Origin of the sequence: Marinomonas sp. BSi20584 (genome assembly GCF_002792415.1) — a bacterium.
In the GTDB taxonomy this organism is placed as follows: domain Bacteria; phylum Pseudomonadota; class Gammaproteobacteria; order Pseudomonadales; family Marinomonadaceae; genus Marinomonas; species Marinomonas polaris.
The window spans coordinates 84,934-98,184 of the sequence record NZ_KZ454887.1 but is presented as its reverse complement, the minus strand read 5'-3'; the positions used below and the strand labels follow the sequence as shown (position 1 = coordinate 98,184).

At 42.3% G+C, this 13,251-nt stretch carries 11 protein-coding genes; 3 read left to right on the top strand and 8 right to left on the bottom strand.

Features of this window, described 5'->3' with window-relative positions; all coding sequences use genetic code 11:
• Positions 1 to 39: 39 nt before the first annotated feature.
• From TY87_RS16895 to TY87_RS16875, 5 genes are all read right to left on the bottom strand, one after another.
• Positions 40 to 837, bottom strand: a complete 798-nt coding sequence (locus TY87_RS16895) for a heme ABC transporter ATP-binding protein (RefSeq protein ID WP_157789909.1) — start codon at positions 835 to 837, stop codon at positions 40 to 42.
• On the bottom strand, positions 837 to 1,850 hold the full coding sequence (locus TY87_RS16890; protein ID WP_100187965.1) for a FecCD family ABC transporter permease: 1,014 nt from the start codon (positions 1,848 to 1,850) through the stop codon (positions 837 to 839). The genes TY87_RS16895 and TY87_RS16890 overlap by 1 nt, the downstream gene beginning before the upstream one ends.
• Entirely contained in the window at positions 1,847 to 2,689 is an 843-nt protein-coding gene (locus TY87_RS16885) for a heme/hemin ABC transporter substrate-binding protein (RefSeq protein WP_100187964.1), read from the bottom strand. The genes TY87_RS16890 and TY87_RS16885 overlap by 4 nt, the downstream gene beginning before the upstream one ends.
• Complete coding sequence (locus TY87_RS16880; protein ID WP_100187963.1) at positions 2,686 to 3,783, bottom strand: hemin-degrading factor; 1,098 nt, start codon at positions 3,781 to 3,783, stop codon at positions 2,686 to 2,688. Before TY87_RS16880 ends, TY87_RS16885 begins: the two co-directional genes overlap by 4 nt.
• Before the next feature lie 123 nt (positions 3,784 to 3,906).
• A complete protein-coding gene (locus tag TY87_RS16875; RefSeq protein ID WP_100187962.1) occupies positions 3,907 to 6,051 on the bottom strand; it encodes a TonB-dependent hemoglobin/transferrin/lactoferrin family receptor in 2,145 nt (714 codons plus the stop codon).
• A gap of 321 nt (positions 6,052 to 6,372) precedes the next feature.
• Between TY87_RS16875 and TY87_RS16870 the strand changes: the two genes are divergently transcribed.
• From TY87_RS16870 to TY87_RS16860, 3 genes are all read left to right on the top strand, one after another.
• The gene (locus tag TY87_RS16870) at positions 6,373 to 7,530 is read left to right on the top strand and encodes an amidohydrolase (RefSeq protein WP_100187961.1); all 1,158 of its coding nucleotides are present in this window, start codon (positions 6,373 to 6,375) and stop codon (positions 7,528 to 7,530) included.
• A 1-nt stretch (position 7,531) separates the two neighbouring features.
• Complete coding sequence (locus tag TY87_RS16865; protein ID WP_100187960.1) at positions 7,532 to 8,038, top strand: GNAT family N-acetyltransferase; 507 nt, start codon at positions 7,532 to 7,534, stop codon at positions 8,036 to 8,038.
• Positions 8,039 to 8,208: 170 nt separating this feature from the next.
• Positions 8,209 to 10,308, top strand: coding sequence for a hypothetical protein (locus TY87_RS16860; protein WP_100187959.1), 2,100 nt, complete (start codon positions 8,209 to 8,211; stop codon positions 10,306 to 10,308).
• An 86-nt stretch (positions 10,309 to 10,394) separates the two neighbouring features.
• Here the strand turns inward: TY87_RS16860 and TY87_RS16855 are convergent, their stop codons facing one another.
• The 3 genes from TY87_RS16855 to TY87_RS16845 are packed head-to-tail and all read right to left on the bottom strand — an operon-like array spanning position 10,395 to position 13,250.
• Positions 10,395 to 11,429, bottom strand: coding sequence for a TRAP transporter substrate-binding protein (locus TY87_RS16855; RefSeq protein WP_100187958.1), 1,035 nt, complete (start codon positions 11,427 to 11,429; stop codon positions 10,395 to 10,397).
• 19 nt (positions 11,430 to 11,448) lie between these two features.
• Complete coding sequence (locus TY87_RS16850; RefSeq protein WP_100187957.1) at positions 11,449 to 12,726, bottom strand: TRAP transporter large permease subunit; 1,278 nt, start codon at positions 12,724 to 12,726, stop codon at positions 11,449 to 11,451.
• Positions 12,726 to 13,250, bottom strand: coding sequence for a TRAP transporter small permease (locus tag TY87_RS16845; protein ID WP_100187956.1), 525 nt, complete (start codon positions 13,248 to 13,250; stop codon positions 12,726 to 12,728). The genes TY87_RS16850 and TY87_RS16845 overlap by 1 nt, the downstream gene beginning before the upstream one ends.
• Position 13,251 lies beyond the last annotated feature (1 nt).

Genomic DNA, 13,251 nt, shown 5'->3' with positions numbered 1-13,251 from the left:
CTTGAGGCTGATTAGGAGAGATGGTATCTACGGGGTTGGTTATTGTTTAAATTGCCACTGCGGCAGTTGGGTGTCTGGGTGTGATAAGCATATGAGGTCCGCCTGATAAGCGGTTTCTATAGTGTTGCCTTGGGCGAGTCTTTTGGGCTCACTGTTGAAGATGACTTTGCCTTTTTCTAATAGGACGAGTTTGTCGCCATAGAGTGCCGCTAGGTTGATGTCGTGTAGGATGCAGAAAATCCCCAACCCTTGTTGGGCAAGGTTTTTAAGTAGCCTTAAGACTCGTTGCTGCTGGTGCAAGTCGAGTGCTGAAATGGGTTCGTCTAATAGTAAGTATTTGCCTTCTTGGGATTGTTTTCTTGTTCGTGAGGGCTTGTCTGCGAAGAGCTGAACTAAGACTCTTGCGAGTTGGATACGTTGCTGTTCTCCTCCGGATAAGCTGGCGTATCGACGAGTTTCTGTGTCTGGCATGCCAACTTCGACTAAGGTGTCATGAATTAACTTCGTGGCTTGCTGATCTGACAATGCCCATGGTGCGAGTCCAAGAGAAACCACTTCTTTAACGGTTAATGCGAAAGGCAGATGTATTTGCTGAGTCAATACGGCGCGCTTTTTGGCGAGGTCTGCCAGCGACCAATTCGACAACAGTTTTTTATCTAGCGTGATGTGCCCTGCATCTGCTTGAAGTGTGCCTGAGCAGCATTTTAATAGCGTCGATTTTCCCGCGCCGTTTGGCCCAAGAATAATAGTAAGTTGTCCAGGCTTAATGCTAAGAGAAACATTTTCTAACAAGTTTTTCCCAGATCGAATAAGTGTGAGTTGGCTGATGTTAAGCATTAGCTGGTTTCTCGTATATTTTTTAAAAGTAGCCATAAGAAAAATGGCCCACCCAGTAAGCTGGTGACCAAACCAACAGGCAGTTCAGCTGGAATGACTAAAAGTCGAGCCAAGGTATCTGCTCCTGTTAGTAAGCTGGCACCTAATAAGGCAGAGCAGGGAACAACAATGCGGTTATCGGCACCAAAGAGCATACGAATGAGATGAGGGACCATTAGTCCAATAAAGCCAATAAGACCTGTAAAGGCAACGGTCACGCCGACACATAACGCCACAATGGCGATGAGCTTTATTTTGAAGTTCTCGACATCTAGTCCTAAATAACGGGCTTCTTCTTCGCCAAGTAATAACAGATTTAAGTTTTTAGATTGACGCCAAACATAACAAAGCATTGGTAATAAAATGCTCGCAATAACAGCAACTTGTTCCCATCTAGCGCCGCCTAAATTTCCCATTGCCCAAAAAGTTAAGGCTCTTAGCTGCTCATCATTACTTACGTAAGTAAGTAACCCCGTTGCTGACCCAGATAAGGCATTGATAGCGATACCAGCAAGGAGTAAATGCAGCACAGATACTTGGCCCTTGTGTTTGGATAATTGAAAAATCAACCAGCAGGTTAGTACCGCGCCCAAAAACGCTGCTGCGCTTTGCATATAAGATTGTGCCCACAGTGGTAAGTTATCTGCTAAAGGATTGAGAACAATCAGAATGCCGACAAAAACGGAAGCGCCAGATGAGACGCCTAATAAGCCGGGATCTGCCAATGGGTTACGAAATAATGCTTGCATTAACGCACCAGAAACAGCAAGTGCGGCGCCGACCAGAGCAGCCATGAGTAACCTAGGTAAGCGAACCGTCATAAGTATTTGCCGGTCTATGTCATTCATGGAAGACAGAAAAAGGTCTCGCCATGAAATCGAATAGGCTCCTTGCGTTAACGCAAATATCCCCACAATAAACAACGCTAGGATTAGGGCTGGATAAGGGATTTGCGAATAAAAGGCGCGTTTCATGGCGCCCAGTCTTCAAGTTGTTGATGTATAAACTGAATCGCCTGTGGTGTTCTTGGACCTAGCCCTAATGCTAATAAAGCATCTAAGGATATTAAGCGTTGGGCTTTTGCCGCTGGTGTCGAAGCCATTCCAGGTAAAGACCAAATGGCTTGCTCGCCTGCTCGTGTAAGCCCCTGTTGAGTGACGACAATGGCATCAGGTTGAGCGAGTAGAATGGCTTCAGGAGTAAGTGCTTTATAGCCGTTTATGGTATTTACGGCATTGATCGCCCCAGCTAGATGAAACAGCGCATCGGGAGCCGTTCCTTGTCCTGCTACCATAGGAGCACCACCCACTTGTAAGACAAACAGCAAACGAGGAGGACGTTTTTTCCAAGATTCGGGAATAGCTAATTCATCAAAGGCTTGCTTAATGCTATCAATAGCCTGCTTGCCAGCGATTGCTTGATCTAATGCATGAGCGACTTGTGAAACTTTATCAAAAATACCCTGTTTGGTATCCGGCGAATCAATAGTAACGATTTTCACACCAGTATCTTTTAGCTGCTGCAATACTTTAGCAGGTCCTGCTGATGGCGTGATGAGTAAGAGTTCTGGATGAACGCTCAGTACGCCTTCTGCCGACAGAGTGCGCTGGTAGCCAACTTTAGGCATTTGGTTCGCTTTATCGGGGTAGATGCTACTGGTATCGCTGGCAACGAGTTGCTTGTCAGCACCAAGTAAATAGACGATTTCTGTGACTGTTCCGCCTATGCTGACAACGCGCTGAGCAAAACTGAAAGTGCTGCTAAGTGATCCTAATACCATCAGGGTAACGAAAATAAGCGGCTTTCGGCTCATGATGTCGTCTCCTGTTTAGCGCTTAGACTAATCACTTTCTCTACTATGTTTTGCCATAGCGGTAGTTCAGGATTACCCGGTTTGCGTTTGCCAAATAGCATTAAAATGGAGTCGCCTTTGGCGTTGAATGCTTCAATAGAAGTAATAATGCCGTCGCTACTTGGTCGTTTAATAGCCCAAGTTTCTGCGATCAAATCTTCTCTTAGGTGCAAGTTAAAGCCTGGGTCTAATACATTGAACCAAGGGCCTTGTTGCATAAGGCTATGTACTTCGCCGCTGAAAATTTGGATGCAGCCTTTGTTACCAACAAACACCATGATGTTGCAGTTTTTTTCTTCAGCAAAGGTTATAGCGTTTTTTACACTGTCTTGTTCTAGTTTTGTCGCCCATTGATCACCAATTTGGGACAAAGCTTGAGTACGAGAAAGGCCGTGCCTTTTGAGCATGCCATGATATTCATGAACATCTTTTAGCTCTGACCATTCTATAGCGAAACGAGCTTGGTCAAAATTAGCTGGTAGCTCGCTGATAGGTTCTTGCTCCTCTTCTAACGGTAAATAAGTTGGGGTAACTGGGGAAGCGTCACGAAATTCAGTTATGAGAGCATTCCATTTTTCGGACAGAGTATTGTCTGTGCGATAGATTTTATGAAGTGCTAAGCCATGAGCGTTGAAAAACTGGATACTATGGCGGCCATTTTCGACGACATGGAATGCGCTGTGCCATTGGCCAATGAAGAGACGTAAATCAATGTCGTCCGATAGAACGAGACCCATGTTGCTTTTTTCCATAAAGCTGAACTTATGATATGTCCCAGTGGTTTCGTGTACGGCTTCATCATTGCGAGTGATGGTCATCACTTCACCTACGCCTTCTAGCAGCGCCAATAGATCTTGATATGGCGGCTTTATTGCCCATGTTTCTATGCCTTGTCGGCAAGCAACTAATTCGCCTTCGCTGATGTTTAGTTGTTTGGCCAGTTCCCGAGCTCGTGGCGCTTGGCTTGATGAAACAACTTCTAGATATCGCGAGTAAGCAAGATGGTTGGCGGTATTTGCTGTTTTAACTTTAGGTGCTTCGTTGTTGACTGACATATGAATTCTCCGTGAATAAACAAGGGAGAAACGCTTTCCCTTGTTTATTTCATTGGTGCTAGTAAGTATTTCGTTGATGTTAATGAGTACTTAGTTCGCGTTAATAAATACTTTGAGTGTGTCTTAGAATGACAAGGTTGCATCTATGCCAAAATTACGACCTGCACGGGTGTATCTATTCAAGTTAGTGCTGGTATTGGTTAGGTTACGAATGTCATTCCAATTCATGTATTTTTCGTCGGTTAGGTTAAAAAGACCGGCGTTAAAAGTGAGGTTTTGCGTCGGTTTGTAATAGGCTGTTAGGTCAACAAGGTTGTAATCCGATGTGGCAAGCCATTGTTTGCTGGTGGATATGTCTTCTTTTTTCTTACCAGACGCCCAAGTTAGGTTGAGCTTTCCACCCCATTGCTCTGATGGGGCATCGTAGCCAAGACCGACAACCGCACTAAGCGGTGAAATGCTGTCGAGCGGTTCACCGTTTTCAAGGTTATCTCCTTCTGCATAAGCTATGGCTCCATTTAATACCCAGCCATCACTAAGGGCATCGATGCTTTTAGATAGGTCTAAATTACCTTTGATCTCAACGCCTTTAATCACTACATGGTTAAGGTTTTGATTGGTATATTGGCCAAGGCTAAAAGCCGCTGAAGAGCCTAAAGATACTTGCTCAATGAAGTTTTTATAATCGTTGTAGAAAGCGACAAACTCTGCCGCTCCATATGTATTTTGAGCGCGAATACCTGCTTCGATGAAGAGACTTTCTTCTGGTTCCAAATCTGGGTTTGGTGTTATTTGGTAAGAACCATAAGAAGCTGAGTTTGCGAAGTAGTAGTAGAGTTCGTCTAAGTTTGGCGCTCTAAAACCTGAGCCTGTTTTGCCGAAAATCGTGTAGGTTTCCGTTAGAGCAAATTCGGCAGCCAGTTGTGCTGTGAGTGCTTCGTTTTCATTATTTCCCCATGACTCTATGTATTCGTCGCCTGTTGTTGTGTACTTATAATTGTCGTAGCGGATGGCAGGGACTAGAGTCAGTCGATCTGTTGCAGCCCAGCTGTCTTCTATGTACACGCCAAAGATGTTGGCATCAGCTACAGGAGAAAAACGAGATGCTGTGGTTGTACCTGATACTGTGTCTTTGTTTAGATTTTCCAAAGACTTTTTATCGTAATTTAAACCATAGCGGATTTGATGAGCGTCAATTTGTTTCACTAAATCGGCTTTTAAACTGGTACTTTCCTCATCATAAAAGCGATCAACTAGGCGGTTGTTATTGCTCCGATGTGTTTTATTGGTGGTTTTGGTATCTTGATAATCGACCTGCCATTTTAGGCGATCATATAAGGTGTTGGTTTGTGTGTTTTCATGGAAGAAGCCAATACGGCGGCGGACACTTTTGTCGTCAGAACTTTGTTGATCTGTTGCTGAGCTTTCTGAAAATAAGTCGGACTCTGACGTGCTGTGGAAGTATTCGCCCACAAAACCAATACGGTTATTGTCGTTTATTTGCACCTGTACTTTGGCGAGTACGTTGTCTGATCCGGTGTCAGAAGGGTCTACTGAAGCTCGTTTGACTCCGACTGTCTGATCCGATCCTGCGTCACCTTGATGGTTCTCATTTTCATGACCATCTCGGTTTGTGTATACAAGCAAGGATTCAACCTTGCCGGTGCGATTTGCAATGGTGAGTGTTTGATTGAATTCATCCGATGCACTTTTGTATCCGGCTTTTAACGAGCCTGAAGTGTCATTGCCTTCTGCGGATAAAAAGCTACTAGGCTCTTTTGTTCTATACTTTACAACGCCACCTAGGGCACCACTGCCTTCTACAACATCACCGCCCTTAATTATTTCGACAGACTCTAATGAATCTAGATCAACGGTATTTCGTCCAGTTCTTAAATACGTGGTTGTAGGGCCGTATGCATCGGCTTGTGTTACGCCATCGACACTGATTTTTACGCGATCGCCATCAAGTCCTCGAATATTGATGCTGCTGATACCAAAACGAGAATCTTGGCTGGCATCGACACCAGGTTCGTAGCGGACTAAATCATCTAGATTACGGACTAGTGTTTTTTCGATATCTTTATAATCAATACTAGAAACTGAGCTACCCACCTTTGGCGCACTTTCTGATAGAGCATCTGCTTCAATTGTGACAGTGTCTAACTGGTGTTCTACTTCTAATGTATCTGCGGAAAAGACAGGATTTGCTGCCATAATGGATAGAGCGATTAAAGATAAGGGAACAGGGTAAGCCGTTTTTTTCATGATTTCTCTCGTTGATTCATTAAGTTACTCCGAACTAAAAAACAATCCTTTATGAGAATGATTATCACAAAATAACGATCATTGATGCAAATGACTTTCATTAACATTTATTAATAAAGTAAGGATATTCGCTATTGAAAGAACTTTTTTAATTATGGTTTATGATTTAGGAGACGTTGTTTTTACTATGAAGGCTTAATATGTGGGAGTTCATGCGTAAGGGAATAAATGCTTTCGTTAGTGAGTTTTATGGGATGCTTGATTGGTGATCTGTTTTAGCTGAGACTGTCACTAAATCTGTTCCAAACTACAGGCCCAATCATGCAATCTCTAGACGAATTAATTGCGTTACGTAAAACCCTTCATCAGAATCCAGAGCTGTCTAATCAAGAACAGGCTACAGCGGTTCGAATTTTCAACGAATTTCAAGCTTTCTCGCCGGATGAGGTTGTTACCGATCTTGGCGGAACGGGTCTGGCGTTTGTATTTAATGGTGCTGACAGTGGCCCAACGACTTTGATTCGTAGCGAATTGGATGCTTTGCCGATCCAAGAAACCAATAGTTTTGCTCATCGTTCACAAGTGAAAGGCGTTTCTCATAAGTGTGGTCATGATGGGCACATGAGTATCGTGACCGCGTTGGGTGCGGAATTGTCGAAGCATCGTCCGCAGAAGGGGCGTGTTGTGCTGTGCTTTCAGCCAGCAGAAGAAACCGGAATGGGAGCGATTCAAGTCGTAAACGATGCGCGTTTTACCGCTCTTACTCCAGACTATGCTTTTGCCCTACATAATTACCCTGGGTTAGAACTGGGTAAAGTAGCTGTGCGAGCAGGTACTTTTAATTGTGCTTCTAGAGGCATGATTATCCATCTAAAAGGCAAAACCTCACATGCGGCGCATCCTGAAAATGGTATTAGCCCTGCCAATGCCATGTGCCAAATTATCCAAGAGCTAAACTCGCTGCCAGCAAGCATTCCACAACAAGCAGGCGCAGGGCGAAATTGGGTAACGGTTATCCACGCCAAATTAGGTGAAATTGCCTTTGGGACGGCGCCGGGTGATGCGGTGGTCATGGTGACTTTGCGCAGTGAAAGCAATGAAGGTATGCAAACTCTGATAGAGCAGGCCGAGCGCTTCTCTCAAGCAGTAGCAAAGAGTGAAAATCTAAGTATTTCATTTGAATACGATGATGTGTTTCAGGCCAGCGTAAATTCTCAACAAGGTTGCGATATAGTGGTTCGTGCCTGTGAAACCACGAAAACGCCTTTGGTCTTGCTGGATGAGCCAATGCGTTGGTCAGAAGATTTCGGTCAGTTCACCGCTACAGCAAAAGAGGGTGCAATGTTTGCTTTGGGTGCAGGACAAGCTAGCCCGCAATTACACAATCCAGATTACGACTTTCCTGATGGTTTGATATCTGTTGGTCGAGATCTTTTTTTGGATATTATTCGCCAATTAAATGGTTTGGAGGAGTTTTAGCATGATTACGCTTCGACAGGCTGCTTTAGAAGAACTTGCCGATGTGAAAGCGTTACTTTGGAATCATGGTCCAAATGAATGGAATTATTTAACTGAAGAAGGTGTTGATGCTGAGTTCTCTCTGATTGAGCACGGCACGGCGGTTGCTATGGTTGCGGTTGATTCCCTTGGCGCTGGCAGCAACCAAATTATAGGCTTTGCTGTTTTGATTGATGGGGCAGTCAGTCCCGATTATTTGGCCAAGTATTCGGCCCTTAATGAGCTTTTTTTTATTGGTGATGTAGTTGTTTCTAGTGCGTATTCTGGTACGAAATTGCTTGAGTGCTGTATAGAAAAGTCCAAAGAAAAGCGAGCTACTGTTGTATTAATTGAGCGGCATGAAGAAAACTTAGCTTCTGCAGGCATGATGAGAAAATCCGGATTCAAAGTTGTGGAAACTTTTTATGATCCAACTAAGAGATCTGCAGGCTCAAGAAAGACTTCTATTTTGGAATGCCGAGTAGGGTAAGTTCACGTCGCTATTTTGTTTTCAACATTCTTTTCAATATAAGGTATGAGTCATAGTTGACGCGATGGCTCTTTTTGGCGTTTAACGCTAAAATCTTGTCGTTTTTGACACAAAATTTTAACCCCCACTTTAAGTAACTTGTAATGAGTACTCATTCTGAAGGATCCGTAATGAAGGGAAAATTCTTTAAAGCCGCCGCTGTTATGGCTTGTTTATCTTCTGCTGCCGCATTCGGCTTTAGTTTCGACATTTTGGGTTGGTTCCAAAAGAGTAGCAATATCGACAAGATGATCGAATATGTTCCTGCTGATACGGCTCTTTTTGTTGGTGGTGTGACAAATAAAGATATTGTTACTAGCTCTGATCAGATGATGGCTCAGCTGAAAGATAGTAGCGATGGTGAAGCTATTTTAGAGATGCTTAAGTCTTTTCCTGAAAGTGAAGGCTTAGATTTTATACGCTGGTTTATTAAAGATTATTACGAAGTGGCGCCCAAGGGCGGCATAGCAATATACAACCACTACGGCCTTGATATGGAAGGCGCAAGCGTTGTGTATTTAGACGGGATTTTCCCCGTTATGCGTGTTGTATTGCAAGACGAACAGGCGTTTTTGAGTCTTGTAGAAGAAGCGGCACAAGAAAGTGATTTGACCTTGGGATCAAGAACTATTGCAGACCAAACCTTAACGACTATTGAGCTGGCGAAAAATGATGATCTAGTACTGACGCTTGGTTTTATGATCAAGGATAACGTTCTTACTATCTCAGTATTATCGCAAAAAGATGATTCAGCGGCTCAAGCTCAGCGTTTTGCTTTAACGAAGCCTTCAGTGCCTATGCCTGTAGATAGCTGGAAAAACGACGGTAAGACATATAACTTCATGGATTACTCCCATGGTTATGTAAGTTTGCTGAATATTGCTAATGCTGTGCTGGACAAGGACGCTCGTGCTCACCAGCAATTGAAAGTTTTGTTGGGAGATAAGCTGCCTGATTTAACGGAAGCTCAAATGCAGTGTCGAGCTGACATCGTCAATATTGTTTCTGGTGTACCGCGTTTTGTCTTTGGTTTGAATCGTTATGATGTAAAAGACGACAACATGGCGTTTGACTTCTCCTATGCCCTAGAAATCCAAAATGCCAATGTGTTAGGCGAACTGAGTAAGCTTCGCGGCTTCATTCCAAGCTACTTAAATACTAGTAAAGACCTAACTCTTGGTCTTGGTGTCGGTTTGTCTGCGGACGCTATCTCTCCGGTCTTAACAAGCTTGTGGAATCAATTTACCAGAGCGGATTTTAATTGCGCTCAGTTGCAAAATTTACAAGTGAAGTTACGGGAAAACAACCCAGCGGTGCTGTCGGTATTTACTAGCATGGCACAAGGCTTATCTGGTGTTAGCTTGGGCGTTTTTGATTTGACAAAAGATGAAAACAGTCAGTTAGGCGCTCAATACGATGCCATTGCGACCATCACTGCTGAAAAGCCAGAAGTGCTGTCTGCACTTGCTAGTAAATTCCTACCCATCTTAAATGGCGTACAAATTCCAACCGATGGTTCTGCTGTTAATCTAGCCGACAGCGGTCTGCCAATGGATACTTTCGTGGCAATTAAGGGCAAGCATTTGGTTGCTTACACAGGCGAAAAGAGTAAGCAGGTTGCCGAGCAATTAGCGACGGAAGAAGTGAAGCCAAACGGCGTTGTAGCTTTTAATATGGACAGTATTAAGCTGGGCGACCTGATCATGGATATGGGAGCGCTAAACGCAAGTATGGGTAATGACTGTACCGATTTGTTTACCGTGTCTACTGTGCTTACCACGGTGCCTTTTACATTAAATGTTCGTGAAGATCTTGATAATAATGGTTATAAAAGCGCTTGGTTTATGTCGATGAATGATGTATCAAAAATAACCATAAAACGTCGTCAAGATTTGGTTAATGCATTTAAAGTTGAATACTTAGACGAAGAATGTAACTGGATCGATATCGGTAGTGAAACCTTTAACGAAGATGGGACAGGTACGTTTGTAGATAGAGATGATTCTAACAGCTGTAATGTCTTCGAAAGTAGCTTCAAATGGTCTCATGTTTTGGGTTCTATCACAGAAACTGACTCTAACTCCCGATTCCGCAGCAGCTGTGATAGTGAGTGGGAACAACAAGAGAGTGTCGACTTTAGTTGCCAAATTTTGGGCGCAAAGGAAACAGAGTTTTATTGCTTACAAGACGATGGTGATTACAAAGCCCTTCATCGTTACACGCAACAGTAATCTACATAAAACGCTAATTTAGCGGTTTATTGACTCATAAAAAATCCAATGGCGTTGCAGCCATTGGATTTTTTTGTGCTAGTTTATTATTTACTTTTTGCTTCTTTAATCGCAGCAAAGAATTGATCAAGTAAATCTTGTCCTAGTTCTTTCGCTTGGGCGTCAATAACTATTTTTGCTGAAGCTTTCATCTTATCCATTTCTTCTGGAGTAATGCTGTTTACTTCCATTTTTGTTTTTAAGAAAGCCAGAGATTTTTCTGCTTGTTCTCTACTATCTTTTCTTTCTGCTTCTCTGGATATAACGGCCGCTTTTTTAATGATTGTTTTTTCATCATTACTAAGCTTATCCCAGAAAGGCTTACTGATTAACATAACCCATGGGCTATAGACGTGATGTGTCTGGCTAAGGTACTTTTGAACTTCATAAAATTTACTAGATTGGATAGTGCTATATGGGTTTTCTTGTCCGTCTACAGCGCCAGTTTCTAATGCTGTAAATAGCTCTGAAAAGGCCATAGGGATTGCGTTGGCTCCCATTTGGTTGAAGAGCTCTAAATACATAGGGTTTTGCATAACCCTTAGTTTCACACTATTTAGATCATCCATGGTTTTTATAGGTCGTTTTGAGTTGGTTAAATCACGAAACCCATTCTCCCAGTAAACAAGGCCAACAACTCCATGTTTTTCTAAGCCATCAAGCATGGCTTGTCCAAATTTTCCATCTAGAACTTTGTCTGCTTCTGGACCATCTTTAAACATGAATGGTAAATCCCAAATCGCAAAACTTTTGTCTATGCCAATTAATGATGATGTTGACGTGATCATCATTTCTTGCGCTCCGCCAATTAGCGCATTTTGCATTTGAATTTCATTTCCCAACAAGGCGTTTGCAAAAGATTTCACTTTGAATTTTCCATCAGAAAGGCGGTTTACTTCCTCTGTAAATGTTTGTACTGCTCTACCCTGTTTACTATCTTGATTTAATCCATATCCAAATCTAATGATTCGAGAGTTCACATCTTGTGCGCTGGCACTAATTGAACCAATTGTAAGAGTGGTTCCGATAGTAATCGCTAAAATAGATTTGAATGCTTTTTTTGATATTGTTATTTTTTTCATTTAATTTTCCTTTTTAGGTTTAATAGAGCAGTTTTGCTGGTACGGTTATAATTTCTGGAAATATTACGAATAATACTATTATTGCCATATACGCAAATAAGAAGGGTAGTATTCCTCTTGTTATTTTTTCTAATGGCTCTTTTGCTACGCTAGAAACAACGCTTAAAACGGTGCCAACTGGAGGTGTAATTAGCCCTACACAGCCAACCATAATAAACATAACGCCAAAATAAATAGGATCTATACCTGCTTTAATAATTAAAGGTATGGTTACAGGTGCTAATATCAATATAGTTGGTGTTAGATCCATAACCATCCCGATTAATAACATGACGATCACGATTGTCGCCATTAATGTTCTAGGGCTGTCCATAATAGGCTCTAGAATACTTATTAATTCAGAAGGAAGATCTGCTAATGTCACCATATATGAAGAGACAATCGCCGCTGCGCAAAGAAACATAACAATACTTGTTGTATAGGCTGCTTGAATGAATAGAGGGATAAGGTCTGATATTTTCAATTCACGGTAAACTAGAAGACTAATTATCATTGCATATCCAGCAGCAATGACGGCGGCTTCGGTTGGCGTGAAAAGTCCTCCTCGTAATCCACCGATAATAATTACCGGCATAAGCAATGCAAAGAATCCATCTTTTGCTACTCTTAGTCTGGTTTTTATACTTTGGCGAGGTTGAGGTTCCACATCGACCGTTTTCATGCTCCATTTCCAAGCTAAGACCAAACCTAGTCCCATGATGATTCCAGGTACAATGCCAGCCATAAATAGCTTGCTGATAGATTGATTCGCCGTTACGCCAAAAATGATAAATGGCATGCTTGGAGGAATAATCGGTGCAATAATCCCGCCTGCAGCAATGAGTCCTGCAGAGCGACCTATTGGGTAGCCATTATTGCGCATCATTGGGAGAAGGAGCGTTGCTAGTGCTGCTGTGTCTGCAATCGCTGAGCCAGATAAGCTTGCCAGTATCACGGCTGCAATGATAGCTACGTATCCTAATCCTCCGCGTCTATGGCCTACGCAACTAATTGCAAGGTTAATGATACGTTTGGATATCCCCCCTGCATTCATTACTTCCCCTGCAAGGATGAAAAACGGTACTGCCATCAGGGGGAAGCTATCGGCACCATTGATAAGGTTTTGTGCGACTAATTGAGCATCGAAAAAATCTAGATGCCACATTAATGTTATGCCAGTTAATACCAAAGCAAATGCTATTGGCATACCCAGAAACATAAATCCAGCTAGGCTGAATAAAAAAATCCCTAATGCCATTAGTTATTCTCCTTGAGTTGTTCTGGAGATATTTCGGTATTTCCTGGAATATGAGAATTTTCACTTTTTAGAATAATTAGTATGAGATTTCTTATAATATAGAACCCCATGCCAATTGATGCGAAAAGGCCAGTGGAGTACATAAATGCTAAAGGATATTGCATAACAGTTGAATTTATATTCCAACCGATGTTGTATTGTTTCCAACTGCCTTCTAGAAATAAATACAAGGCATATAGCATAAGAGAATGACTGATTATTGCGCATATTAATCGTAAATTTTTAGGAAGTTTTCTTTGTATAAGATCAAAACCAATATGAGAATTTCGACCAACAGCAAGAGTTGCTCCCATAAAGATAAGCCATACAAACAAAAGTCTCGATAGCTCTTCTGAAGCTGCAATGCCCGAGCCAAATAAATATCGTAAAACAACATTTATAAAAACTGCAGAGAACATTACTGCTAAAGCTAAAGCCATCATATACTCAATGAATCGTTCGAATTTATTGATTATATTGTTCATT